General features: G+C 74.9%; 16 protein-coding genes, 4 tRNA genes and 1 riboswitch. Of the genes, 7 read left to right on the top strand and 13 right to left on the bottom strand.

Going from position 1 to position 25,124, the window contains the following annotated elements:
• Window positions 1–59 precede the first annotated feature (59 nt).
• Window positions 60–2,990: an Ig-like domain-containing protein gene (locus tag AB0O91_RS09225; RefSeq protein ID WP_363429569.1), complete on the bottom strand. Its 2,931-nt coding sequence runs from the start codon at window positions 2,988–2,990 to the stop codon at window positions 60–62.
• Between the two features lie 452 nt (window positions 2,991–3,442).
• Between AB0O91_RS09225 and AB0O91_RS09230 the strand changes: the two genes are divergently transcribed.
• Window positions 3,443–4,645, top strand: coding sequence for a globin domain-containing protein (locus tag AB0O91_RS09230; RefSeq protein WP_363429571.1), 1,203 nt, complete (start codon window positions 3,443–3,445; stop codon window positions 4,643–4,645).
• Between the two features lie 82 nt (window positions 4,646–4,727).
• Here the strand turns inward: AB0O91_RS09230 and AB0O91_RS09235 are convergent.
• The 3 genes from AB0O91_RS09235 to AB0O91_RS09245 form a co-directional block, all read right to left on the bottom strand.
• Window positions 4,728–4,803 (bottom strand) — tRNA-Arg (locus AB0O91_RS09235).
• A gap of 31 nt (window positions 4,804–4,834) precedes the next feature.
• Window positions 4,835–4,910 (bottom strand) — tRNA-Arg (locus AB0O91_RS09240).
• A gap of 175 nt (window positions 4,911–5,085) precedes the next feature.
• Window positions 5,086–5,176: transfer RNA gene (locus AB0O91_RS09245), tRNA-Ser, on the bottom strand.
• 178 nt (window positions 5,177–5,354) lie between these two features.
• On the opposite strand from AB0O91_RS09245, the gene AB0O91_RS09250 reads away from it, so the two are divergent.
• A complete protein-coding gene (locus AB0O91_RS09250) occupies window positions 5,355–8,807 on the top strand; it encodes a PAS domain-containing protein (RefSeq protein ID WP_363429573.1) in 3,453 nt (1,150 codons plus the stop codon).
• 93 nt (window positions 8,808–8,900) lie between these two features.
• On the opposite strand, the gene AB0O91_RS09255 is transcribed toward AB0O91_RS09250, so the two are convergent.
• Both AB0O91_RS09255 and AB0O91_RS09260 read right to left on the bottom strand, forming a co-directional pair.
• Complete coding sequence (locus tag AB0O91_RS09255; protein ID WP_363429575.1) at window positions 8,901–10,562, bottom strand: long-chain fatty acid--CoA ligase; 1,662 nt, start codon at window positions 10,560–10,562, stop codon at window positions 8,901–8,903.
• Window positions 10,563–10,721: 159 nt separating this feature from the next.
• Window positions 10,722–11,597 carry a DUF1906 domain-containing protein gene (locus AB0O91_RS09260; protein WP_363429577.1) on the bottom strand — a complete coding sequence of 292 codons (876 nt, stop codon included), beginning with the start codon at window positions 11,595–11,597 and terminating at the stop codon, window positions 10,722–10,724.
• 152 nt (window positions 11,598–11,749) lie between these two features.
• On the opposite strand from AB0O91_RS09260, the gene AB0O91_RS09265 reads away from it, so the two are divergent.
• Window positions 11,750–12,814: an EamA family transporter gene (locus AB0O91_RS09265; protein ID WP_363429579.1), complete on the top strand. Its 1,065-nt coding sequence runs from the start codon at window positions 11,750–11,752 to the stop codon at window positions 12,812–12,814.
• A gap of 75 nt (window positions 12,815–12,889) precedes the next feature.
• Here the strand turns inward: AB0O91_RS09265 and AB0O91_RS09270 are convergent, their stop codons facing one another.
• From AB0O91_RS09270 to AB0O91_RS09295, 6 genes are all read right to left on the bottom strand, one after another.
• Complete coding sequence (locus tag AB0O91_RS09270) at window positions 12,890–13,666, bottom strand: pyridoxal 5'-phosphate synthase (RefSeq protein ID WP_363429581.1); 777 nt, start codon at window positions 13,664–13,666, stop codon at window positions 12,890–12,892.
• A 428-nt stretch (window positions 13,667–14,094) separates the two neighbouring features.
• Complete coding sequence (locus AB0O91_RS09275; protein ID WP_363429583.1) at window positions 14,095–14,424, bottom strand: hypothetical protein; 330 nt, start codon at window positions 14,422–14,424, stop codon at window positions 14,095–14,097.
• Window positions 14,425–14,889: 465 nt separating this feature from the next.
• Window positions 14,890–16,254, bottom strand: coding sequence for an FAD-linked oxidase C-terminal domain-containing protein (locus AB0O91_RS09280; protein WP_363429585.1), 1,365 nt, complete (start codon window positions 16,252–16,254; stop codon window positions 14,890–14,892).
• Window positions 16,255–16,372: 118 nt separating this feature from the next.
• Window positions 16,373–17,200, bottom strand: a complete 828-nt coding sequence (locus AB0O91_RS09285; protein ID WP_363429587.1) for a MerR family transcriptional regulator — start codon at window positions 17,198–17,200, stop codon at window positions 16,373–16,375.
• A 132-nt stretch (window positions 17,201–17,332) separates the two neighbouring features.
• A tRNA-Ser gene (locus AB0O91_RS09290) sits at window positions 17,333–17,420 on the bottom strand.
• Window positions 17,421–17,483: 63 nt separating this feature from the next.
• Complete coding sequence (locus tag AB0O91_RS09295) at window positions 17,484–19,403, bottom strand: trypsin-like peptidase domain-containing protein (protein WP_363429589.1); 1,920 nt, start codon at window positions 19,401–19,403, stop codon at window positions 17,484–17,486.
• 208 nt (window positions 19,404–19,611) lie between these two features.
• Window positions 19,612–19,760: riboswitch (TPP riboswitch) on the top strand.
• Between AB0O91_RS09295 and AB0O91_RS09300 the strand changes: the two genes are divergently transcribed.
• The 4 genes from AB0O91_RS09300 to AB0O91_RS09315 all read left to right on the top strand — a co-directional run bounded on the left by AB0O91_RS09300 (window position 19,753) and on the right by AB0O91_RS09315 (window position 24,003).
• On the top strand, window positions 19,753–21,177 hold the full coding sequence (locus AB0O91_RS09300; RefSeq protein ID WP_363429591.1) for a cytosine permease: 1,425 nt from the start codon (window positions 19,753–19,755) through the stop codon (window positions 21,175–21,177). (Overlaps the previous riboswitch by 8 nt.)
• A gap of 88 nt (window positions 21,178–21,265) precedes the next feature.
• Window positions 21,266–22,090, top strand: a complete 825-nt coding sequence (locus AB0O91_RS09305) for a glycerophosphodiester phosphodiesterase family protein (protein WP_363429593.1) — start codon at window positions 21,266–21,268, stop codon at window positions 22,088–22,090.
• A 281-nt stretch (window positions 22,091–22,371) separates the two neighbouring features.
• Entirely contained in the window at window positions 22,372–22,917 is a 546-nt protein-coding gene (locus tag AB0O91_RS09310; RefSeq protein WP_363429595.1) for an ATP-binding protein, read from the top strand.
• Window positions 22,918–23,022: 105 nt separating this feature from the next.
• Window positions 23,023–24,003 (top strand): DUF5926 family protein, encoded by a 981-nt coding sequence (locus tag AB0O91_RS09315; protein WP_363429597.1) that lies wholly within the window; start codon window positions 23,023–23,025, stop codon window positions 24,001–24,003.
• A gap of 218 nt (window positions 24,004–24,221) precedes the next feature.
• Here AB0O91_RS09315 and AB0O91_RS09320 read toward each other — a convergent pair whose 3' ends face one another.
• A complete protein-coding gene (locus AB0O91_RS09320) occupies window positions 24,222–24,902 on the bottom strand; it encodes a bifunctional DNA primase/polymerase (protein ID WP_363429599.1) in 681 nt (226 codons plus the stop codon).
• Window positions 24,903–25,124 lie beyond the last annotated feature (222 nt).

Consider the following 25,124-nt stretch of genomic DNA (forward strand, 5'->3'; position numbering starts at 1 on the left):
TCCAAAGCTGACCTGACGCGCAGGCACATCGGCGGATGGTCGGGACGGTTCGGCGCAGGTCAGCGCCGTCGGGCACCGGATCCACGGGCGAACACCCGACGGGTGATCAGCCCGACTCCGGCGAGCACCAGCAGCACCCCGGCGAGCAGGCCGTGCCAGCGGGCCTCCCGGGGCCGTCCGACCGCCGCCCCCTCGATCGGAGGCGCGGGCAGCGGCCGTACCCGGGGTCCGTCCTGGTCGGCGGCCGACAGCGGCTCGGCGCCGACCGTCGGCGGCGGTTCGGCCGCCGCCGGATCGGCCGCCCGGGCCGGACGGCCGCCGGGCGGGGCCGGGGCGGGGCTCGGCGAGCCGGCCGGGGTGGTCGCGGTGGTCGGGGCGCCGACGGTCGGGGCACCGCCCGGGGCGGGCACGGCGGCGCGGGTCGTCGGCAGCGGCGAGCCCGGGACGGTCGGGCGGGCCGCGGCGGTCGGAACGGCGGAGGAGGTCGGGGCGGCAGGGGGCGCGGGGACGGCCGGCACCGGCGACGCCGGAACCGCGACCGGGACGACCGGCGGGACGACGATCGGCAGCAGCCCGGCCGGGACCGGCCGCAGCTCCGGGGCCTCGACCGGCCCCGGCGAGGCGGACCCGGCCGGCGACGCACCGGACACCGCAGGGGCGGACGGCGTCGGCGCCGGGACGCCCGGCCCGGAGGACGACGCCACCGGACTCGGCGTCACCTGACCCGGCACCACCGGCGCGGCGACCGGCGCGGAAGCCGAAGGCGAGGCGGAACCCGAAGGCGAGGCGGAGGCCGAAGCCGAAGCCGAGGCCGAAGCCGAGGCCGAAGCCGAAGCCGCCGGCCCGGCCGGCGCGGCGGCCACCCGCACCTGCACCGGGTCCGCCGACGTCGCGTTCCCCGCCCGGTCGGTCGCCGTGACGGTCAGCCACTGCGCGCCGTCCGCCACGTCCCGGTTGGCGGTGCAGGTCCAGCTCCCGTCCAGCGCCGCGGCGGCCCCGCACAGCACCGTGTGCTCCCCGGAGTCCGCCGCCGGGCCCGCCGTGACCAGCACGTCCGTGCCCGGTTCGGCCCGCCCGGTGAGCCGGGGCCGGCTGACCCGGAGCAGTTCGCCCGGGGCCGGGGAGGTGAGCACCGGCTTGTCCGGCGGCACGGTGTCGACGACCAGTGCGACCGGCTGCCCGGCCGTCCGGTTGCCGGCCGCGTCGACCGCGACCGGGGTGAGCCGGTGGCTGCCGTCCGCCAGGTTCTCGACCGGCAGGCAGGACCACCCGCCGTCCGGCCGGACCGCGCTGCTGCACAGCTCGGCGGAGCCGGCCTGGTCGGTGACCGACACGGTGCTGCCGGTCTCGCCGGTACCGGTCAGCTGCAGCCCGGGGTCGTTGGTGTAGGCCGGCAGGGTGAGCACGGGCGCGGCCGGCGGGGTGGTCTTCACGGTGACCTTGACCGGCTCGCCGCGCAGCACCACGCCGCCGCTGGTGGTCTCCACGGGGGTGAGGTCGTGCGCGCCGGCGGCGAGCGGGCCGCCCGGGCGGCACGACCAGTCCCCGCCGCGCTCGACCTTGGCCCGGCAGAGCGTGGCGTCGCCGTCCCGGACCTCCACCGAGGCGCCGGGGACCGCACCCTCGCCGCGGATCTGCGGCCGGCCGTCGGCCAGCACGGTGCCGTCGACCGGCTCGGCGACCTCGGGCCGCGCGGCGCCGACGGTCAGCTTGATCCGCTGGTCGCTGACCTGCCCCGAGTCGGCGAAGCCGCCGGACGGGACGAGTTGGCTGGTGTCCCGGCCGATCCGCAGCCGGAGCCAGGTGTCACCGGCGGCGGCGTCCGAGGGGACGGTCCACTCCAGGGTCGCGGTGTCCGCGCCGGGCCGGATCTCGGTCTGCACCCGGTCGGCCGGGTCGAACCGGCCGTGGTGCCCGAAGTCGATCCAGCCGGCCAGGGTGGCGGGCTGGGCGCCCACCGCGACCGGGACGGTGACCCGGTAGGAGCGGCCGATGGCGGCCTGGTCGGGGAAGCCGAGCGAGGGGTCGGCGCCCTGGTACTCGCCGCGGCCGGGCTGGAGCTTGGGCGGCGGGGGCGGGCCCGCCGCCGGTCTCGCGAAGGGGTTGCCGCGCCGGACCGCGCCGTGGTCGAGCTCGACCAGCGGCTCGTCGGCCCCGGAGTCGCCGGACCGGCTCCGGTCCCGGCGGGACGGGGTGGTGGCGTCGGCGCCCAGGAAGAGGTCGGAGACCACGTGCGAGGCGTTGCCGTAGGCCTGCGGGGCCGTCCCGAGGTCCTCGTCCACCGTGACGGTGTAGGCCTGGCGCAGGACGGGCGCGGGGGTGCTGCTGCCGGCCCGGGCGGTCGAACGCTGGTCGATCCGGAACTCCGCGGTGCCGACCGTCCCGGCGAGCTCCAGGGTGCCCTCGGCCGCGGTGCCCGGGGCGCCGTCGGAGCCGCCGTCGCTCCCGGTGGGGGCGAGGGAGGTGGCGTCGACCGTCCAGCCGGGCCAGTCGGTGCGCCCGACCAGGGCGGGGGCGGCGGGCGCGCCGCCGGTGAGGGTCAGCCGGGCCGCCGTGCTGGTGGTGCCGGATGCTCCGGCGGCGACCGCGGCCAGTCCGCTGAGGTGCAGCCGGGGATTGCGGACCGGCCGGGAGAAACTCAGCCGGAGTGTTCCGACGGTGTGCCAGGAACCGTCCGTCTGCGGATGGTCGGGGGTGAGGGTGAAGGTCTGGGCGGCGTCCCCGGGGTGTTTTCCGTCCGCGTACACCGCGGCGGAACTCCCCCCTCCGGTGCGGTCGGCGAGCCGGCCCGCCTCGGCGGTGACACCGGTGCCCGGTCCGGCCGCGGTGTCGAACCGGACGGCGAGCCCGGAGGGCAGCACCGCCCGGTGGTCGCCCGACCAGGCGTCAGGGGACTGCTGGGCCATCGCGAGAGGGGCGTTCCCACCGGTCAGCGCCCCGACCGCGAGGACGGCCAGGGCGGCGGCTGTACGGGGAAACCGTCGGCTCATCCGGCTCTCCTTCACGGTCGACTGCCGGGGTGACGGGCAGTCCGGGCACACGATCGGACAAAACGGAATCACGACCCTGGACCGGTCATACTGCGACACCTGTGCTTTTGGCCGCGTCCCACCCGATTGGCGGCCATCCGGGCGGCAGGACGGGATGTACCCGAATCGGCTGCATTTCATCCATGGGGCGGTAACGGATCCCACCCGGACGGCCGAACCCACCCGAATGGCCGAGAGGGGGGAATTCCGGCTGAGTAGACGGACCCCAGTGTCCGGTACCTGACCATTCATCGGGGAACTCTGTTCGAATTACCCACCCGCTCAGTAGAGTCGGGCCCCGTGACCATGGACCCCGTACTCGTCAAGCGCAGCTCCGCCGCCGTAGCGCCGCACGGCCCGGTCGTCGCCGCACCCTTCCGCCGACACCGGTCGGCCTAGCCGGGAGCAGCACGGTGGCCTTCGACCCCGCCGTCATCCGCGCCAGCTTCGCCGTCGTCGAGCGCCGGGCCGACCACCTGACCACCTTCTTCTACACCCACCTGTTCAGCCACAACCCCGGCCTGCGCCCGCTCTTCCCCGCCCGGATGCACGAGCAGCGGGACCGGCTCTTCGCCGCGCTCACCCGGATCGTGCTGCGGCTGGACGATCCCGGGCAGCTCACCGAGTACCTGCGGGCGCTCGGGCGCGACCACCGCAAGTTCCAGGTCGCGCCCGAGCACTACCCGGCCGTCGGGGCCAGCCTGATCGCCGCACTGCGGCAGTGTTCCGGCCACTTCTGGACGCCCGAGACCGAGCGGGCCTGGACCGAGGCCTACGCCGTGATCACCCGGATCATGACCGGCGCCGCCGCCGACCTCCCGGGGCACCACCCGGCCTGGTGGGAGGCCGAGGTCGCCGGCCGCCGCCGGGCCGCGCCCGACCTGGTGGTGCTCACCCTCGCGCCGATGCGCCCGTACCCCTTCACCGCCGGCCAGTACCTCACCCTCACCAGTCCCCGGACGCCCCGGGTCTGGCGGCCGTTCTCGCTCGCCAACGCGCCCCGCCCGGACGGCCGTCTGGAACTGCACGTGCGCCGGGTGCCCGGCGGGCTGCTGAGCCCCGTCCTGGTGGAGGACGTGATGCCCGGCGAACTGCTGCGACTCGGGCCTCCGCTCGGCGAGGCCGTGCTCGCCCCCGCCTCGGACCGGCCGCTGCTGCTGGTCGCCGCGGGCAGCGGCTGGGGGCAGACCAAGGCCCTGCTGGAGCAGCTCACCCTCGAGCAGCCGGACCGGGCGGCCACCGTCCTGCTGGCGGCCCGCACCGCCGCCGGGCAGTACGACCTGGACACCGTGCGGCGACTGCTCACCCGCAACCCCCGGCTGCGCGCCCTGACCGTCACCCCCGACCGCTCCGCCGGCCCGGACGGGACCACCGCGCTGCTGCGGCGGACCCTGCTCGGGCACGGCGACTTCACCGGCTGGGAGGTCCACCTCTCCGGCCCGCCGGGGCTGGTCACCGAGCTCGCGGAGCTGCTGCTCACCCTGGGCGCCACCGCCGGACTGGTCCGGCACGACCCGGTGCCGGTGACCTTCGACCGGGCCCGGCCGCTGACCAGCTCGGACTGGTTCCTGGCCCGCCGGGACGTGCCGTGGATCAACCGGACCGACCTGGGGTGACCGGCATCACCACGGGACGGGAACGGGGAACCAGGAGCCGGAAAACGGAGAAGCCCCCGGCCGGTGGCCGGGGGCTTCTCGCTGGTGCGCTCAGCAGGATTCGAACCTGCAACCTCTTGATCCGTAGTCAAGTGCTCTATCCGTTGAGCTATGAGCGCAAGGAACGGGCGGACCCGATCTTGCGGAGATTGGTGCGCTCAGCAGGATTCGAACCTGCAACCTCTTGATCCGTAGTCAAGTGCTCTATCCGTTGAGCTATGAGCGCCCGCCCCGGCGAACTGTGCCTCCGGGGCGTTGCGTGGACAACATTACATGACCTGCGACGCAGGACGAAATCGGTTGATCCGACCCCCGGCGGCCTCCGGCGCACCGGGCCGCGGGCACGCCCCGGACATGCGAAGAGCCCCGCCGACGTGATCGTCGACGGGGCTCCCGTACTGCGGAGGCTGAGGGATTTGAACCCTCGATCAGGAATAACCCCGAAACCGCATTAGCAGTGCGGCGCCATAGACCGGACTAGGCGAAGCCTCCCCACAGGGATCAAGCCCGCCTGCAGCGGACCCGTTCCGTGTGTCAGTGATGATGCCACAACCGTGGGGCTCGGCACCAACCACCGCCAACGTTACTAGGCGGGTCGTCCCCGCCGCAAAGAAGAATGAGATACTGCCGACTCCGGAGGAGCTGCCCTGAGCCGAGGAGACCTGTCGACGTGAGCAGCAGGCCGATCCGAGGCGCTGCTCGCCTCGACGCCATACTCGACGCCCTGCCCGACGCGTTGTTGCTGGTGAACAGCAACGGCACGGTCGTGGACGCCAACAGCGCGGCCGTCCAGGCGCTGCAGGCGCCGGGCACCTCGCTGGTCGGCATGGGCGTGCTCGGCCTGCTGCCCGAGTTCGACCCCAGCCGGATCCCCGGCTCGATGCGCCCGGCCACCCGCGACGGCGACGCCCTGGACCGTCCGGTCCGGATGACCGCCCACCGCACCGACGGCACGACCTTCCCGGTCGAGGTCTCCGGCAACGACTTCGCCACCGACGGCGGCGACGGCTACGGGCGCTCCCCGTACGAGCCGTACCGCGAGGGACCGCGCCCCTCCTCGTCCTCCGACCTGCTCCTGCTGCTGGTCCGCGACCTCACCGGCCGGCTCGGCGTCGAGGCCGAGCTGCGCCGCCAGCACAAGCAGACCGAGATGATCCTGCGGGCCGCCGCCGAGGGCGTGCTCGGGGTCGACCTCGAGGGCCGCTGCGTGCTGGTCAACCCGGCCGCCGCGCACATCCTGGAGTACCGGGCGAGCGAGCTGGGCGGGCGCGAGCTGCACCCGCTGATCCAGCACTCCCGGGCCGACGGCACCCCGCTGGCGCTGGAGGAGTCCGCGCTGCTGGACACCCTGACCTCCGGCCGCAAGCACCGGGTGCGCGGCACCGTGCTGTGGCGCAAGGACGGCCGCCCGGTCACCGTCGACCTCACCACCGCCCCGGTCCGGGACGGCGACCAACTGGTCGGCGCGGTGATGACCTTCACCGACCGCAGCCGCGAACTCGCCCTGGTCGCCCGCAACGAGCACCTCACCGCCGTCCTGGAGAGCGAGCTCGGCGGCGCGCTGAACGCGCTGAACCAGCGGCTGGACGCCCTCGCCGCCGACCCGGCCGGACAGCTCTGGCCGGAGGCCAACTGGACCCTGCGCCGGCTCGCCGACGAGTGCCGCCGGTTCGGCAAGCTGATCGACGGCGTGCTCGAACACCAGCGCTCCGAGGCCGGGGAGGCCGGACCGGCCGAGGGCAGGGACGCCAAGGACGGACCGGACGCCAAGGACGGCGGGAGCGGCGGCGGCAAGGCCGGGCGCAAGGCCGCCCGCCGGGTGCCGGTCGGCCTGGACAAGGTGGTCCGCCGGGCCGTCGAGGAGGCCGGCGACCTGGTCGGCCCCGGCCGGGTGCGCTTCTCGGTGCACGCCGCCGCGGTCGAGGTGATCGCCGACGAGCGGCGGCTCGCCCAGGCCCTGGCCCACCTGGTCGCCGACGTCAGCGGCACCGGTCTCGCGCTGGACGCCCCCGCCGCCCCCTCCCCCGGCCTGGCCGTCCCGGGCCTGTCCGGCCCCGGGCTGGGCGGCCGGCCCGCCCCGACCGCGCCCGCCGAACCGCCGACCGTGGTGCTGGCCGCCGCCCAGCGCGGCGAGGTCGCCCGGGTCGAGATCCGCGGCCCCGGCGTCGGCGGCAGCCCCGTCCACCTCCCGATAGCCCGCGCGGTGGTCGAGCGCCACGGCGGTGTGCTCCAGCCGCACGAGCTGCCCGGCAAGGCCGGGACCACCTACGTGGTCGAGCTGCCGCTGGACCCGGCCGCCGCCAAGGCCGCCGCCGAGCGCGCCTCCGCCGAGGGCCGCTCCGACCGGCCCAAGGACGGCGACAGCGCCGTCCTGCCCGAACTGCCCGGCATCCCGCAGCTGCCCAGCAGCGGCGATGCCGACCGGGACACCGAGCCCGCCCCGGCCTCAGCGAAGGCCGCCGCCGAGGACCCCGGGCCCGGCCGCGAGAGCGCCGAGCCGGAGCAGGCACCCGCCGAGGAGGCCCCGGCCGAGCGCCGCGGCCGCCGCGGCCGGCCCGCCGCCGAGGAGCCCTCCCCCGAGGCCGCCGCCCCCGCCGCCCCGGCCGACCAGTGGCCGAACGCCCCCGCCCGGGTCGAACGGGCCGTCCCCGAGCAGTGGAACGGCACCGGCAACGACCCCGCGTACGGCCGCCGGGGCCCGGCCGCCCCGGAGGCCGCGCAGAGCGACCCGTGGGGCAAGGACGACGGCCGCTCCGGCCCCGCCTACGCCGTGCCCGTCGACGGCGGCCGCCCGCAGCAGCAACGGCCCGGCGGCCGCGAGCCGCTCGCGCTCGGCCCCGCACCCGTCACCGCGGAGCCCGCCGCGCCGCCCGCCGCTCCGCCCGCCGAGGACGGCGGCGAGGCCAAGCCGCGCAGACGCCGGGCGCTGCCCTCCGCCGAGGACTCCTCGGGCGGCTTCGCGCTGCCCGGAGCGGGCGACACCCCGGTGTACCCCGGCCTGGAGAACGCCCTGCCCACCGGTCCGGCACCCGCCCCGGTCGAGCCCCCCGGTGCGCCGACCGGCCGCCGCCGCCGGCTCTCCGTACCGCCCGGGCCCGCGCCGGACGCGCCGGCCGGGGCCCCCGCCCCGCAGGCCGGCGGCGCCGCGCTGGAGCCGGCCCGGCCCGCGCTGCCCGCCGCCGAAGAGCAGAGCGGCCCGCGCCCGGTCGGCAGCGGCCTGGCCGAACTGACGCCGCCCCGACCGGTCATCGCCCCGGTCGGTGCCCCGGTGCCCGCCCTCCCGGCGCAGCCGCCGACGCCGGCCGCACCGCGCGCGCTGGCCGAGCTGCCCGCCGCAGCGGCCGACCGGCCGGACACCGAGCGGCCGCAGACCGGCTCCGGCGAGCTGGCCAACACCCGTCGGCTGCTGGTCTGGCCCGAGCCCGACCCGGCCACCGGCCGGGCCCTCCAGTCCCGCGGCTACCTGCCGGTGATCGTCCGCTCCCGCGAGGAGGTGGACGCCCAGGTGGCGGGCTTCCCGGCGGCGCTCTTCGTCGACCCGCTGACCAGCCCGATCACCCGGACCGCGCTCCAGTCGCTGCGCACCGCCGCGCTCAACAGCCGGATCCCGGTGCTGGTCACCGCCGGCCTCGGCCAGGCCACCCGGGACGCCGCGTACGGCGCCGATCCGGCCGTGCTGCTGCGCGCCCTCGCCCCGCGCGACGGCGAGCACCACGCCCCGCGGGTGCTGCTCGTCGAGGGCGACCCGGACATCGCCGCCGCCATGATCAGCAGCCTGGAGCGGCGCGGCATGCACGTCGAGCACGCGGTGGACGAGAACGACGCGGTCGCCCGGGCCAGCAGCGTGCAGCCGAACCTGGTGGTGATGGACCTGTTCCAGATCCGCCGCCGTCGGGTCGGCCTGCTGGACTGGCTGCGCGCCAACGACCGGCTGCACCGCACCCCGCTGGTGGTCTACACCTCGGTCGACCTCGACCCGCGCGAGCTGCCCCGGCTGCGCACCGGCGAGACGGTGCTCTTCCTGGCCGAGCGCTCGACCAGCGAGGACGTCCAGTCCCGGATCGTCGACCTGCTCGGGCGGATCGGCGCGATGGGCGAGGCGGGCGTCGCCGCCGCGGGCTGAGCGACGGCCGTCGGTGGCGACGCCCCCGGCGGCCCCGGAACACGGCGGAGGGCCGGACCCGTCCGATCCGGGTCCGGCCCTCCGTGCCGTCGGTCAGTCCCGGCCGAGCACCGTGACGTCCAGGCCGTCGGCCGCGTAGTCGGCCCGGATCACCTTCTTGTCGAACTTGCCGACCGAGGTCTTCGGGACGGACTCGACGAGCGCCCAGCGCTCCGGCAGCTGCCAGGAGGCGATCCGCTCGGCCAGGAAGGCCCGCAGCTCCCGCACACCGGCGGTCGCGCCCGGCCGCAGCACCACCGTGGCCAGCGGGCGCTCGCCCCACTTCTCGTCCGGCACCGCGACGACGGCGGCCTCGGCCACCTCGGGGTGGCCCATCAGGGCGTTCTCCAGCTCGACCGAGGAGATCCACTCGCCGCCCGACTTGATGACGTCCTTGGCCCGGTCGGTGATGGTCAGGTAGCCGTCGGCGGTGATGGTGCCCACGTCGCCGGTGCGCAGCCAGCCGTCCTCGGAGAACTTGTCGTCCGGGCGGACCGGGTCCTGCCCGGCACCGCCGTAGTAGGCCGCGGCGATCCACGGGCCGCGCACCTCCAGCTCGCCGGCGGCGACGCCGTCGTTGGGCATCCGCTCGCCGCCCGGGCCGATCAGCCGGGCCTCGACCGAGGCCGGGAAGACGCCCTGGGTGATCCGGTACGGCCACTCCTGCTCGGCGGTGAGGCCGCCCGGCGGCTGGGCGAAGGTGCCGAGCGGGGAGGTCTCGGTCATGCCCCAGGCGTGCAGCACCCGGATGCCGTGCCGCTCCTCGTAGCCCCGCATCAGCGAGGGCGGACAGGCGCTGCCGCCGATGACCACCATGCGCAGGCTGGAGGTGTCGTAGTCGCCCGCGTCCAGCTCGTCCAGCAGGCCGCTCCAGATGGTGGGGACGGCGGCGCTGACGGTGGGGCGGACGGCGGCGATCATCTCGGCCATCGGCTTGGGCTGGAGGAAACGATCCGGCATGAGCAGGTTGGCACCGGACATGAAGGCGGCGTGCGGGATGCCCCAGGCGTTCACGTGGAACATCGGGACCACCGGCAGGGCGGTGTCGCGCGGGGTGAAGGCGAAGTTGTCACCGGTGTTGACCTGCAGGCAGTGCAGGTAGATCGAGCGGTGGCTGTAGAGCACGCCCTTGGGGTCGCCGGTGGTGCCGGAGGTGTAGCAGAGCACTGCGGCCCGGCGCTCGTCGAGGTCGCGCTCCCAGGGGTATTCGACCGGCCGGCCGGCGAGCAGCTCGTCGTAGTCGTGCACCCCGCCCGCGAAGCCGGCCAGCAGCGAACGGTCGCCGGGGCCGGCCACCACGATGTGCTTCAGGGTGGGGGCGAGCTGCGGCAGCACGGCGGCGAGCAGCGGCAGGACGCTGCCGTTGACGATCACCACGCGGTCGGCGGCGTGGTCGATGATGAAGGACAGCTGCTGCGCGGGCAGCCGCAGGTTGAGGGTGTGCAGCACGGCGCCCATGGCGGGGACGGCGAGGTACGCCTCCAGGTGGACGTCGTTGTTCCACATCAGGGTCGCCACCCGGTCGTCCCCCGTCACGCCGAGCTCGTCGCGCAGCGCGTGGGCGAGCTGCGCGGCCCGGGCGCCCACCTCGGCGTAGGTCCGCACGACCGGCCCCGTGCCGTCCCAGGTGGTGACGGTCGAACGGGCGTGCACCGTGGAGCCGTGCTCCAGGATCCGGGTGACGGTGAGCGGTACGTCCTGCATCGTGCTGAACACGGGTCCTCCTCGACCGGGCGGCACTGACGGCTCCCGCGACGCACCTACCGGGCGGTAATGCACGCGGACGTGCCCGATTGTGCCGTTCCGTCCGCCCGCTGTCAGTACCTCGGGCCCGTTGCACGGATCACGGGTTCGTCCCGGTTCCTCCCGGGGCGGTCAGCCGGCGGTCGGGCCGTCGACCTGGTCGCGGTCGACGGTGAGGGTCACGCCGCCGTAGGTCTCCTGGACGTTGCCGCGGTACTGGTGGACGCGCCGGCGGGAGCGCCAGAGGTCCGGGGTGAGCGGGCCGGAGCCGGCGGTGTCGGCCTTGTCGTCCCAGCGGGCGTACCAGACGGCGTCGGGCAGCGGGCTGCTGCCGGCCCGGGCGGCGGCGGCCAGGTCGGCGATGCCGGAGTCCAGGCTGGAGTAGAAGCCGGCGCGGTAGCCCGCCGCGTGCAGCGCCTGGGTCCAGCCGAGGGCGAAGTCGACCACGGCCTGGCCGCAGCCGGCGTCGTGCATCGGGTAGGCCTCGATGTCCAGGTAGACCGGACTGCCCTGGCCGAACCCGAGCGCACGCATCGCGTGCAGCGCCTCGCCGGCCTCCTCCCGGCCCTGCTCGGCGGCCTCGGCCGGGTCGATCCGCCGGGGCTTGCGGCTCAGCTCGGCGCACGGCGCCTGGCGGCCGACGTGCACCGGGAGGAAGCGCCAGCCCATCGCGCGGGCCTCGTGGACCCAGTCCACGGTGAGCCGGGGCTGGGAGCAGCCGCGCTGGGAGCCGCTGACGTAGATCCCGACCGCGCCGTACGGGGAGGCGGGGCGCCAGGCCCGCAGGGCCTCGGGCGCGGGTGCGGTGCAGGCGTCGAAGGCGGGGCCGCTCCACTGGTCGCGGATCCGGGGCGGGCCGAGGCGGTCGGGGAGGGAGAGGGCGCGGATCCGCGGGACGGCCGCGGCGGCGGTCCGGGTGCGGGCCTCGGCGCTCGCGCCCGTCCCGTCGGTGGCCAGCAGGAGCACGAGGGAGGCGGCGAGGAGGGCCGCGGGGCGGAGATAGCGCACCCGGCCTTGATACTGACGGACCGTCGGACGAACGCGGCAACCACGCCGCAGGCCTTCGACGAGTCCACCCTTTCGGCCGCACCCGTCCGCATCCGTCCTGATTTCTGTAACGAGCTTGCTGGTTCATCACTCCTTACGGCAAACTCGTCCGCATGCCCACGTCCCATGCCGGCGAAACCGCTGCCCCCACCTCGGCCGCCGCGGTCGCCGAGGCCCTTGCCATGCCGCCCGCCCCCCAGGGCGAGCCCGCCGGCGAGCGCGGTGGCCGGCGACGAGGCGGGGAGCCCGGCTCCGCGGCGCCCCCGGGGGTGCGAGCCGGCCGGTCCACCGGTCGGCTCGGCAAGGCCCTGCGGCGCCCGGAGCGGATCCCGGCGCCGCTTCTCTGTCTGGTCGCGATGTTCCTGGTGCAGACCGGGATCGCCCTGTCCAAGCCGCTGTTCGGCCCGCTCGGGGTGAGCGGCACCACCTTCCTGCGGCTGGGCTTCGCCGCGGTCATCCTGCTCGCCCTCACCCGGCCCCGGCTGCGCGACAAGCGCCCGCGCGACCTCGCCGCGGCCGCGGCGCTGGGCGTGGCCTCGGCCGGCATGACCTTCCTGTTCGCCGGGGCGATCGACCGGCTGCCGATGGGCACCGCCGCGACCATCGAGTTCCTCGGCCCGCTCGCGGTCGCCCTGGTCTTCGCCCGGCGCGCCAGCCACCTGCTCTGGGCGCTGCTCGCGGCGGCCGGCGTGGTCCTGCTGACCCTGCTCGGCGAGGGGGACGGCGGCGGCTCGCTCGACCCGGTCGGCCTGCTCTACGCCTTCGGCGCGGCCGCCTGCTACGCGGTGTACATCCTGTTCACCGACAAGGTCGGCGCCACCTTCCAGGGCTTCCAGGGCCTGGCGGTGTCGATGACGGTCGGTGCGCTGGCCCTGGCGCCGTTCGGGCTCGGCCAGGCCTGGGACGGACTGACCGCGCCCGGGGCCTCGCCGCTGGTGCTGCTCGCCTCGGTCGCCGGGGTCGCGGTGCTGCTGCCGGTGCTCCCGTACGCGCTGGAGATGACGGCGCTGCGGCGGATGCCGCAGCGGGTGTTCAGCGTGCTGGTCAGCCTGGAGCCAGCGGTCAGCGCGCTGGTCGGCCTGGTGGTGCTCGGCCAGGTGCTGGGCGTGCCGCAGTTGGCCGGCATCGGGTGCGTGGTCGCGGCCAGCGTGGGGGCCACGCTGACCGGGCGGCGCTGACCGTCCCGGCGCCCGCGGCACCCGCGGCCGTGACGGCGTGAACGGTGCAGACGGGCTTGACGGCGTGAACGGCGTCTACGGCCAGAGCAGGGAGCGCGACCACTCCGGGGTGCGGACCGGGCCGGTGCGGGTGTAGCGCAGCCGGACGTGCCGCCGCTGGGCGTCGCCCTGCCAGAACTCCACCTCGTGCGCCCACAGGGTGTAGACCGCGTGGCCGGGCGCGACCGCGTCCGGGGTGGCCTCCAGGCGGCGCCGGGCGACCGCCACCGCCTCGTCGTACTCGGACAGTCCGCCCAGCGGCTCGCTCTGCCGGCCGACCAGGGCGCCGACCCGGGCGGCGGGCGAGCGGGTGGCGAACTCGGCGGCGGCGACCAGGTCGGCGGCCCGCTCGACGGTGCCGCGGACCCGCACCTGGCGGCCCAGCTGCGGCCAGTAGACGCTCAGCGCGGCGGCCGGGTGGTGGGCCAGCTGGCAGCCCTTGGGGCTGTCCGCGGCGGCGGAGAAGTTCCAGCCGGTGCCGGCCGCGTCCACGTCGCGCAGCACCAGCACCCGGGCGTCCGGCATGCCGTCGGCGTCGACCGTGGAGAGGGTGAAGGCCTGCGGGTCCAGCACCCCGGCGTCCAGCGCGGTGGAGAGCCAGTCCACGAACAGCGGACCGGGCTCGGCCGGGGCGGCCTCGTGGTCGAAGGAGGGCAGCGGTCGGGCCATCGGCGGGCGGCCGAGCAGCAGTTCGGGGACCGACCGCGGTCCGGGCCGACGCTCGTCCAGCGGTGCCGGGCCCGCCTGCGGCTGCGGTTCCGGTGCGGGCCTGGCCCCGTCCGGGCCGGTCAGGCCCTCGTCCTCCGCCGCCATCGCGCGCCTTCCTTCCGATTGCCGCGGTCGTCGCCCCGGCCGGGCCGTCCGTTCCGGGCCCGGGCGCGTGGAGCGCTGTCGGAGCGCAACCGTACCGCCGTGGACCGACGGCACCGGGCGCGGGCCCTCGGTGGACGGATCCGGGCTGCTGGGGCCCACCCGGCGGGCATCCGTCGCGCACCCGGGACGCACCCGGGACGCACCCGGCGCCGGACGCACTCGTGGGCGGTGCCGATGGCGGCACCGCCCACGAGGCCGGCTTCGCGGCGACCCTTTCCGCTGGCCGGTCAACGCTGTTCCGATCTCCCCGGTCCGCACCCGGACGGACCCGCCGTCCGGAGACCGTTGCGACCCCTCCGCGGATGCTCAGCTCACCCGCGGTCGTCCACCACCTCCGGCGCCCCCGCCGGTGGTGGTGCCGGGAGGGGTCAGCTGAAGATCGGGGCGAAGATCACGTTGATGTTCTTGTTGCCCTGGCCGGCCAGGATGTTGCCCGCGTTGTCCTTCACCGCGAGGGTGTTGCTCTGGTTCGAGGCGCCGGAACCGGTCGCCGTCTGCTGGGTGGAGACGTAGTTGCCGTCGACCCCGCCGAACACGTTGCCGCTGCCGGTGTTGGACACCACGCCGGCGTTGGAACCGGCCGCGGCGCCCGCGCCGCTGTCGGCGGTGGCGGCACCGGCGCCCAGCAGCAGCAGACCCGCCGCCAGCGGGGCGGCGAGCAGGAACCCGGACACCCGGCGGGTGTTGATGCGAGCCATGTGAGCCTCCAAGAAGCTGTTCATCGTGCATTGGTCGAGCAAGGGGTGCGGGGGTTCGCCGGCCAGACGAACACCTGCAGGCTGCGACGCCGGGACACAGACTTCCGCAACAAATCGACAAAGCACTAGCCAGCGGAGCAGTTTTCGCCCGTTCGCGTGATATCCACCGAGGCCGCGCATAACGGGCACCGATCCGGACAGTGCCCCGACACACCGCTACTGACCTGCGATTTCGCCCGAACGGCGGCCGCTCTGCGGCCCTCCGGAAAGGGCGCGGCGGCCTCATCGGAAACCACCGGGCGCACCACCCCGGCGCAGGGCGACAGGGAACACGCCCCCGAAAAGTTCGACCACCCTTCCATGTCGACTTTCCAGCCATTCCCAGACCATCGGAAAGTCGTACCGAAAAGACGGATCGACGGGTGCGGAAATCCGCATCCGCCGACCACTTGCGTGCTCTGAAAATCAGACCATCTTGCCCGGATTGAGGATTCCCAGCGGGTCGAAGACCGCCTTCACCTGCCGCTGCAGCTCCAGCCCGACCGGCCCCAGCTCACGGGCCAGCCAGTCCCGCTTGAGTAGCCCCACCCCGTGCTCCCCGGTGATCGTGCCGCCCAGCTCCAGCCCGAGCGCCATGATCTCGTCGAAGGAGCGCTGGGCCCGGAGCGCCTGCTCCGGATCCGCGGCATCGAAGATCACGATCGGGTGGGTGTTGCCGTCCCCGGCATGGCTGACCACCCCGATGGTCAGCCCGTGCCGATCGGCGATCACCGCGACGCCGTCGAGCATCTCGGCCAGGCGGGAACGCGGCACCGCCACGTCGTCGATCATCGTGGTGCCCAACCGGTCCAGCGCGGGCAGCGCCAACCGCCGGGCCGCGAGCAGCAGATCGGATTCCGCCTGGTCCTCGGCCGGCACCACCTCGGTCGCCCCCGCCGCCCGGCACAGCTCCACGACCCGGGCCGACTCGGCCGCCCGGTCCGGCCCGTCGAAGGCCACCAGCAGCAGCGCCCGGGTCGACTCCGGCAGACCCATCTGCCCCAGCTCGTTGACGGCCCGGACCGAGACCGCGTCCATCAGCTCCATCAGCGAGGGGGTCAGCCCGTGCTCCATCACCGCGCAGACCGCCGCACCGGCGGTGGCCGCACTCGGGAACTCGGCCGCCAGCGCCAGTTGGGGGGCCGGCGCCGGCCGCAGCGACAGCACCGCCCGGACCACCACCCCGAGCGTCCCCTCCGAGCCGACCAGCAGCCTGGTCAGGTCGTACCCGGCGACGCCCTTGGCCGTCCGGCGTCCGGTGGACAGCAGCCGCCCGTCCGCCAGCACCACGTCCAGCCCGAGCACGTACTCGCTGGTGACGCCGTACTTCACGCAGCAGAGCCCGCCCGCGCCGGTGCCGATGTTGCCGCCGATCGTGCAGGACTCCCAGCTGGACGGGTCCGGCGGATAGTGGAGCCCGAACTCCTCCACAGCGCGCGACAGTTCGGCGTTCACCACACCGGGCTCGACCACCGCGACACGATTCACCGGATCGATCTCCAGGATCCGGTTGAGCTTCACCAGCGACAGCACGATGCAGTCGTCGACCGCGTTCGCCGCCCCCGACAACCCGGTCCGGGCCCCCTGCGGCACCACCGGCACCCGCAGCGCGGTGGCGGTGCGCAGCACGTGCTGCACCTGCTCGACGGTCTCCGGGAACACCACCGCGGCGGGCACCCCGGCGGCGCAGAAGCCCGCCATGTCATGGCTGTAGGCGGCGGTCACGTCCGGGTCCACCACCACCGCCCCCGCCGGGAGGCCCTGCGCCAGCCGGTCCGTCAGATCACTCATCGCCGCCTCCACGCGCCGCCGCACCCCCGCCACCTCCGCACTCTGCCCGCAGGGCAGGGGGTGGGCAAGTGGGCCTCGGTGCCGGGCCGGCCGTTCCCCCCGGCCCGGCTACCGGCGGCTACCGGCGGCTCACCGGCTCCTGGAGCTCCACGACCCAGCCGGCGACGTCCTCCGGGCACTCCAGGTAGCGCTCCCGGGCGTACCCGGCCGAGCGGTAGCCGTTCTCGTCGATGAAGCGGGCCAGCGCCTGGATGCTGCCCATCGACCCGTCCATCGAGCCGCGGTGGACGATGGTCGCCGCCTCCTCGATCGGGGCCAGGTCGACCACCTCGAAGTCCTCCCGGCCGCCCCGCACCGAGGGCGCGACCTGGACGGCCGCCAGCACCACCACCGACCCGTCCCGCTCCGGCGCGTCCTCGTACCGGGCGACGGCCGGACCGACCTCCTCGATCCCGGCCCCGGCCACCCGCCGGCACAGCTCCTCGAACAGCGGGCCGATCACCGGGGTGATGTCCTCGGGCTGGTAACTCGCCGCCACCCCGGACAGTTGGGCCACCCGGACGGACGGCAAGGGCTTCACCACGACATCGTGCTGGGACATGTTCCCCTCGCTCTCGATCGTTCGGAGCCTCGCCTCGACCCGGGCCAGCCGCTGCTCGTCCGCGGCGATCGCCGCGGCGAGTTGGGCCCGCCGCAGCCGCAGCATCCCGCGCAGCTCGGCCCCGGTCGGCTGCTCGTCCAGGACGGTCCGGACCTGCTGCAGCGTGAAGCCGAGCTCCTTGAGGGCGATCACCCGGTTCAGCCGGGCGAGTTGGCCCGCCTCGTAGGAGCGGTACCCGGTGACCGGGTCGACCCGGGCCGGGGTGAGCAGGCCGATCGCGTCGTAGTGGCGCAGCATCCGCACCGACACCCGGCCGTGGCTGGCGAAGTCTCCGATGTTCAACATGGTGCTCCCACTCCACGGCCTCCCACGGTGTCAGGGTCAACCCCCGCCCGGTGGACCGCCCCGGGAAACACCTCAGGGCGGGTGCCGAGTGGTCTCGGCACCCGCCCTGAGCAGGTGTGGTTCTCCTACCGGCGGAGAGCGTGGGATTCGAACCCACGGTGACGGGTCACGCCACGACAGTTTTCAAGACTGTTCCCTTAGGCCGCTCGGGCAGCTCTCCAGGCGGAGGTCAGCCTAACGGTTCCGGCGGGGTTCGGTGCACACGATTGCGCGCACCCGAGGGTCACTGGTCGCCGTCCCGCTGGCCGAGCGTGACCTTGGTGTTCATGGTCTGGCCGTTGCGGGTGTACTCGACGTCGACGGTCTCGCCCGGCTTGTGCGTCCAGATCCGGCTGACCAGGGCGGGGCCGTTCTCGATCGGGGCGCCGCCGAGCTTGGTGATGACGTCGCCCGGCTTGAGGCCGGCCTTGTCGGCCGCGCCGCCGGGGGTGACGGCCGGCTGGCCCTGGATGTCCTTGGTCTGGATCTGCGCGCCGTCGCCCTTGTAGTCGTCGTTGCGCAGCACGTCGAGCTTGGCGTAGACCGGCTTGCCGGTCTTGATCAGGGTGTCGGCGACCCACTTGGCCTGGTTGATCGGGATGGCGAAGCCCAGGCCGATGCTGCCGGCCCGGCCGTTGGAGGAGGCGTTGGACTGGATCGCCGAGTTGATGCCGATCACCGAGCCGCTGGAGTCCAGCAGCGGGCCGCCGGAGTTGCCGGGGTTGATCGAGGCGTCGGTCTGCAGGGCGTTCATGTACGAGGCCTGCGAGCCGGTCTCGTCGCCGGAGGCCACCGGGCGGTCCTTGGCGCTGACGATGCCGCTGGTGACGGTGGACTCCAGGCCGTACGGGGCGCCGATCGCCACGGTGGCGTCACCGACGTTGACCTTGTCGGAGTCGGCCAGCGGCAGCGGCGCGAGCTTGGCCTTCGGCGGGTTGTCGATCTTGACCACGGCGACGTCGTAGCCCTCGGCGTGGCCCAGCACCGAGGCGCTGTAGGACGTGCCGTCGGCGAACTTGACGGTCAGTTTGCCGCCGCTGCCGGTCAGGGTCGGCGCGACCACGTGGTTGTTGGTGAGGATGTGGCCCTCGGTGTCGAAGACGAAGCCGGTGCCGGTGCCCGACTCGCCGTTGCCCTGCGCCTTGATGGTGACGACGCTGGGCAGCGCCTTCTGCGCGATGCTGGCGATCGAGCCGGGGACGGGCTCGTTCTTCTGGGTGTTGCTGGCCTGGACGGTGGTGCTGCGGTGGTCGTCCGCCGAGGTGCTGCTGTTGGCGTGGTCGGTGGCGACCACGCCGATCGCACCGCCCGCGACGCCGGCGACCAGGGCGACGGCGGCGAGCAGCGCCACCAGGCCGCCGCGCTTCTTGCGCGGGCCGCCGGGGCCGTTCGGGCCGCCCGGGTACTCGCCCGGGTAGCCGAGCGGGCCGTTCGGACCGCCGGGGTAGCCCGCGCCGCCGGAGGTGGCGTCGTGGCCGCCCCAGCCGCCGAGCGGCTGGCCGGCGCCGAAGGGGTGCTGGGGAGGCGCGGCGGGCGCGCCCGGGGCGCCGTACGGTTCCTGGGCGTTGGCGGCCGGGGTGCCGTAGACGTCCTGGGCACCGGCCGCGGGCACGCCGTGGCTCGGGGTGGCGTACGGGTTGGTCCCGGGGACGCCCGGCGGCAGCGCGGGTGCGGCCGGGGCCTGGGCGACCGGGGCGGCGACGGGCGGCGCCGGCGGCAGGACCGGCGGCGGGGCGTCGATGTAGCCGGTGACCGGGTCGACGGCCGGCTCCTCGACGGCGGGCGCGGCGGGCGCCTCCGCCGGCGGGACCTTGGTGAAGGCGACGGTGGGCTGGTGCCCGCCCTCGGCCGGAGCGCCGGCGGGCGCGGCGGCCGGGGCCTCCGGTGCGGCCGGAGCCGCGGCGGGCCCGGGCACCCGGCTGAACGCCATGGTGGGCTGGTGACCGCCCTGGGCGCTGCCCTCGGCGGCGGCCGCGTCCGCGGTCGGCCCGGGCACCGACTCGGCCACCGGCTCGGCGGCCGGCTCCGGGACCCGGCTGAACGCCATGGTCGGCGTGTGACCGCCCTGGGCGGTGCCCTCGGACGCGGCAGCGGCCGCTTCCTGCGCCCCCGCGGGCTGCTCCCCCTGCGGCCCGGCGGGCCCAACCTCGCGCTCGGTGCTCACGGACGACCTCCATAGCTGACAGAACCAAGGACCATAGTTTTTCGCACCGACGATTCGATTGCCGTAAGGACCCCTCTGAAGAACTCATAAGAATCCTTAGCCCGCGCCGACAGCCGGGGCTCCCCACCCCCGCCCGGCGTCCCGCGATGCGGACCCCGCACCCCGTGGCCTTTGGCGTTCGTACCCGTGCCGGTTAGCCTGTCGCTCCAAACTGACACGCGGGAGCTTGGACCGACCAGGCTGAGAGTGCGCATGTCGACCGTACGCCAGGCGATCAGCCGGCGGACCGTCGAGGGGGCGCTGACCGCCGGAACCTGTCCGGGTAATGCCGGCGTAGGGAGTATCGGCCATGCCGCCTGCTTCGCCATCCTCTTCTTCCGACGCGCCCGCGTCCAAGGATTTCCCCACCGACCCCACCGACCCCGCCTCCCCCACCGCCACCGCGGTGTCCGACCAGCGGGTCGAGGCCCCCCTGGTGCTGGACACCGAGCCGCCGCGCACGCTGCGCTTCCGGGACCACTTCGCGCTCTGGATGAACCTCGGCGTCAGCCTGATCGGCTTCTCCACCGCGGCCACCGTGCTCGGCGCGAAGGGCAGCGAGCTGTCGCTGGCCGCCGCGGTGACCGCGATCGTGACCGGCACGGCGGTCGGCACCGCGATGCTCGGCGTGGCCGCGCTGATCGGCGCCCGGACCGGCGCCCCGGCGATGGCCAACCTGCGCGGCCTGTTCGGCACCCGGCTGTCCTACCTGCCGACGGTGCTGAACATCGTCCAGTGCATCGGCTGGGGCGTGTTCGAACTGCTGACCATCGCGGCGGGCGCGCAGACCGTCGCCCACACCACCGGGTACCGCTGGCTGTTCGTGCTGCTCGCGGGCGCGCTCACCACCGCGCTGACGATCTGGCCGCTGGGCTCGATCGCGGTGCTGCGCCGGTTCGTGGCCGGTGCGGTCGCGGTCGCGATGGTGTACTTCACCGTCCAGCTGGGCCGGCAGGGCGTGCCGGACCCGGGCGCGGGCAACTGGCACGGCTTCCTGGGCGCCACCGACGCGATGATCGCGGTGTCGATCTCCTTCGTCCCGATGGCGGCCGACTACACCCGGCACTCGCGCACCCCGCGCTCGGCGTTCTGGGGCAGCTTCTCCGGCTACACCGTCGCCCAGGTCTGGTGCTACGTGCTGGGCCTGATGGCGCTCCTGCAGTCCGACGGCGACCCGAGCCGGATCTTCGACTCCTTCCTCGGCGTCTGGGCCGGCTGGCTGTTCCTGCTGGTGCTGGTGCTGCGCGAGACCGACCAGTCCTTCGCCAACGTCTACTCGACCGCGATGTCGCTGCAGAACCTGCTGCCGCGGGTGGACCGCCGGGTGCTGAGCGGCGCGATCGGCGTGCTGACCACCGTGCTGGCGCTGCGGATCGACCGCTTCACCGACACCTACAGCAACTTCCTCGGGCTGATCGGCTCGGTGTTCGTGCCGCTGTTGGCGGTGCTGGCGGTGGACTACTTCTTCGGCGCCGGCCGGCACGGCTGGAACCTCTCCGAGCGGGCGCCGTCCCGCTGGACGATGCTGCTGCCGTGGCTGCTGGGCTTCGCGGTCTACCAGTTCATCGCGCCGACCGCGGTGGCCGACTGGTGGGTGGACTTCTGGACCTCCGCCCAGCAGGCGCTGCACTTCACCCCGCAGGAGTGGACCTCGGCCTCGCTGTTCGCCTTCCTGGTGCCGGCCGCGGCCACCGCGATGCTCGCCCCGCTGACCCGGCGCGCCGTCCGGGGCTGAGGCCCGGCAGGACCCGGAGGCGGAGCCGGCCCCGCAGGTTGGGGCCGTCTTCGCCTCCGCTTCACCTGCGCCCCCTATCGTTGGGGCCGTGACCAGCCCAGACCTGCCCCCGGCGGCGGCGCGCACCGCGCCCTCCGTCCAGGTGATCGCCCACCGCGGTTCCTCCCACGCGCTGCCCGAGCACACCCTCGCGGCCTACCGGCGCGCGCTCGACGAGGGCGCGGACGGCGTCGAGTGCGACGTCCGGGTGACGGCCGACGGCCACCTGGTCTGCGTGCACGACCGCCGGATCGGCCGGGTCTCGAACGGCCGCGGCACCGTCTCCGCGATGACGCTCGCCGAGCTGGAGGCGTACGACTTCGGCGCCTGGAAGACCGGCCGGCCCAGCACCGACCCGGACCTGCGCGGGGTGCTGCGGCTGGACCGGCTGCTCGAACTGGTGGTGGACTGCGGCCGCCCGGTGGACCTCGCGATCGAGACCAAGCACCCGGTGCGCTTCCGCGGCCGGGTGGAGGCCGAGCTGCTGCGGACGCTGGAGCGGTACAAGATCGGCACCGCCCCGGACGGCGAGCGCCCGTCCGCCCGGATCATGAGCTTCTCCTCGATCGCGCTGAACCGGGTGGCGGCCGCCGCGCCGGACTACCGGCGGGTGTTCCTGATCGAGCGGATGCTGCCGCTGATCGGCCGGCTCCGCCCCGGGCAGCCGCTGCCGGGCGGGGCGCGGATCGCCGGCCCGGGCATCGAGCTGATCAAGGCCAAGCCGCAGCTGGTGCCCCGGCTGCGCGAGCTGGGCCACGAGGTGCACGTGTGGACGGTGGACGAGCCGGCCGACGTCGACCTCTGCCTGGAGCTCGGGGTGTCCGCGATCATCACCAACAAGCCGGCCGAGGTGCTCGCCCAGCTCGGCCGCTGACCCGGAACGGCTCCACCGCGACGCGGTGGAGCCTGATCGCCCTGGTCGGCAATCAAACCTTCCGCGCACGGTATTGCCGGAATTCTTGCGTTCGGGCGACGGAGGGTGAGCACGGAATGACCTCTTGTCGACCCTGAGTCGCGCCGCTCGAAATGGGCTCGCGGGATCCTCCGATGGTCGTTTCCCGCGCATTAACAAGGGGCATCCATCCCTCGGCATACGCTGAAGGAGGTCCGGGGGTGGCGTTGATGGTGGCGCGTGAAGTGCCGACTTCATCGACCATGGCAGTGCCGCACGGCCCAGCGAGTGTCGGGGTCGCACGGCGCCGACTGCGTCGAGATCTGGGTGACCGGCAGATACCGGAACCGGTCATCGATGATGCTGTTCTGATCCTTTCCGAACTGTTGAGCAACGCCTGTCGATACGCCCGTCCGCTCGGCCCGCTGCCCGCGCTGGGCCGCTCGGCCCGGGCCGAGGTGGTGGACCAGCTGCTGGTCGGCGTCCCCTCCGGGACGCACCCGGCGCCGGGCGGCCGGGAGCACGAGGACGAGGCGACCGAGCCGGACGGCGGCGTGCTGGTCCGCTGGCAGATGCACGCCGACGGCGTGCTCACCCTGGAGGTCACCGACGGCGGCGCGGCCACCCGGCCGCTGCCCGCCAGCCCCTCGCTGACCTCCGGCGGCGGCCGCGGCCTGAGCATCGTCGACCAGCTGGCCAGCGACTGGGGCGTGCGCGACGCCCCCGGCGAGGTCACGGTCTGGGCGGCGCTGCCCGCCCGTGCCCGGCACGCCCGCCGCACCGGGGGCGGCACCGCCCGCAGCGCGTAGGGCGCGTCCCGCTCCGACCGGCTCGCCTCCGGGCGAGCCGGTCGCGGAGAAAGTGTCAGTAGGCTTCCCGGTGAACAGGACCACCGTCCCCGGGAGAGCCGCAGCATGGGCAAGAAGGCCGCCAAGAAGGCGCCGCAGCGCCAGTCCACCACCGCCGTCACGGGCGAGATCCCCGTGGTCGGGGCCCGCGAGGACTGCCCCTGCGGCTCGGGCCGCCGCTACAAGGCCTGCCACGGCCGGGAGGCCTCGCACGCGGTGCAGGAGCTGGTGCACCGCCCGTTCGAGGGCCTGCCGGGCGAGGCCGACTGGGTCGCGCTGCGCGAGCTGGTGCCGGCCGCCACGGTGCCGCTGACGCTGGCCGCCGGGGTGACCGCGACCACCGGCGACGTCCCGTCGGTGACCCTGGCCACCGTGCTGCCGCTGGCCTGGCCGGCCCTGCGCCGCCCGGACGGCTCGATCCTGCTCGGCCTGCAGACCCAGTCCTCCTCCGGCGACCTCAGCCGCGACCTCGCGGACGCCCTGGAGCTGGCCCTGGCCACCGAGCCGGGCAGCCCGGTCCCGGCCCGCCGGACCGTCCCGGGCGGCCGCCGCCTCCAGGACCTGCTGGACGCCTCCGCCGCGTTCACGCCCACCGTGCACACCGGCTTCGAGTTCTGGCTGGAGGACGCCGAGACCGCCACCGGCGAGGTCGCCGCCTCGCTGGAGCGCGCCAACGCCTCGGCCATCCCGACCGAGAAGCTGGGCAGCGTCGACGCCGCCTACTGGTGCGGCACCCCGGACAAGAACCACCTGCGCTGGGTGATGACCGTCCCCGAGGAGCAGCTGCTGGACGCGCTGGCCCGGCTGAACACCGCCGGCGAGGCCTCGCTCGGCCCGGACACCCGCCTGGTCGGCTCCTTCCGCGCGCACGGCCTCACCGTCCCGGTGTGGGACCTCCCGCTCGGCATGACCGCGGCCGACTGCGAGAAGCCCGCCGCCGAGTTCGGCGAGCGGCTCGCCGCCGTCCTCTCCGACGGCTCCCCGCTGACCGCCGAGGAGCGGCGCACCCGCGCGAACCTGGTGAACCGTCAGGTCACCTTGAACTAAAGCGCAGGGGATCCGGGTGATACGCGTCACATTGTCGCCGTGAAGCCGCAATTTCCGGGCCTGTAGGGCGTCTTGGAAATTGGCGCGGGCGCGGATCCTTGTTACTGTCTAAAGAGTCCGGCCGCTGGTGCATCCCCCGTCGCCAGCGGCCGGATCTTTTCTTTTCCGGAACGCCCCGCACCACCGGGCCCGGAGTCCGGCCCCGGCCCGGCGGTCCGTCAGTACGCCGAGCGGCCGCTGTCCAGCCGGACCGTCGCCTCCACCAACTCGCCGAGCAGCGGCCCGACCTGCGGCAGCCGGACCCCACCCTCCTCGGCCGGCCGCGGCGCCAGCACCCAGCGCACCCGCCCGGCCCCGCCACCGGGCGGCAGCGGCAGGAAGCCGCCCGGCCCGTGGTAACGCAACGAGCCCGGCACCCAAGGGAGTTGGACGAGCATCTCGCCCAGCGCGTCGAGCGAGTACGGGGCCACCAGCAACGCGTAGCGGCCCGGCATCGCGAGCACCGGTCCGAGCGGCAGCCGCAGCGCGCCCAGGTAGACCAGCGCCCGGGCACCGGCCGCCGCGGGCAGGCTGACCGCCGAGACCGCGGTGCCGGTGGCCGCCAGCACCGGAGCGTCCGGGGTCTGCCGCTCCCACCACCAGCGCACCATCCGGGGGTCCGTGGTCGCGGCCAGCAGCGAGGGGTCGTGCGGGTGGGCGCCGGGGGCCGGACAGTCCGGCTCCCCGCAGGAACAGCGCCCGCCGCGCAGCACGGTGCCCGGCACCACGGGCCAGCGGTGCTCCACGGCGGCCGTCAGGGCCGCGGCCAGCCGGGCGGACGACCCCTGCGGATCCTGTGGGTCCTGCGACCGGTGCGACTCGTGCGACCGGCTGTTCGGGCTCTTCGGGTTCTCACGCATGGCGCTCGTTCCTTTCCCTGACCGCTCGGTTCGCTCCGCCCCACCGGCATCCGTCGGGACTCGCCGCACGGGCCCGCGGCGGCACGGCCCCGGACGGCGCGGAGCGGGGCGGACGGCATGGCGGACGGCGCGGCTACGACGTGGAGCACGGTGTGGAGCACGACATGAGAAGGGCCGCGCACTGGAACAGCCCTTGGAACGAGAATCCCGTATGCGACCGGA

This window comes from Kitasatospora sp. NPDC089797 (assembly GCF_040684795.1).
Taxonomy (GTDB): domain Bacteria; phylum Actinomycetota; class Actinomycetes; order Streptomycetales; family Streptomycetaceae; genus Kitasatospora.

Excerpts from the sequence above, each read along its gene's own strand:
- AB0O91_RS09225 (WP_363429569.1), bottom strand. The coding sequence starts at position 2,990 with ATGAGCCGACGGTTTCCCCGTACAGCCGCCGCCCTGGCCGTCCTCGCG.
- AB0O91_RS09310 (WP_363429595.1), top strand. The coding sequence starts at position 22,372 with ATGGCAGTGCCGCACGGCCCAGCGAGTGTCGGGGTCGCACGGCGCCGA.
- AB0O91_RS09275 (WP_363429583.1), bottom strand. The coding sequence starts at position 14,424 with ATGGCTCGCATCAACACCCGCCGGGTGTCCGGGTTCCTGCTCGCCGCC.
- AB0O91_RS09280 (WP_363429585.1), bottom strand. The coding sequence starts at position 16,254 with ATGAGTGATCTGACGGACCGGCTGGCGCAGGGCCTCCCGGCGGGGGCG.
- AB0O91_RS09315 (WP_363429597.1), top strand. The coding sequence starts at position 23,023 with ATGGGCAAGAAGGCCGCCAAGAAGGCGCCGCAGCGCCAGTCCACCACC.
- AB0O91_RS09285 (WP_363429587.1), bottom strand. The coding sequence starts at position 17,200 with ATGTTGAACATCGGAGACTTCGCCAGCCACGGCCGGGTGTCGGTGCGG.
- AB0O91_RS09300 (WP_363429591.1), top strand. The coding sequence starts at position 19,753 with ATGCCGCCTGCTTCGCCATCCTCTTCTTCCGACGCGCCCGCGTCCAAG.
- AB0O91_RS09265 (WP_363429579.1), top strand. The coding sequence starts at position 11,750 with ATGCCCACGTCCCATGCCGGCGAAACCGCTGCCCCCACCTCGGCCGCC.
- AB0O91_RS09270 (WP_363429581.1), bottom strand. The coding sequence starts at position 13,666 with ATGGCGGCGGAGGACGAGGGCCTGACCGGCCCGGACGGGGCCAGGCCC.
- AB0O91_RS09320 (WP_363429599.1), bottom strand. The coding sequence starts at position 24,902 with ATGCGTGAGAACCCGAAGAGCCCGAACAGCCGGTCGCACGAGTCGCAC.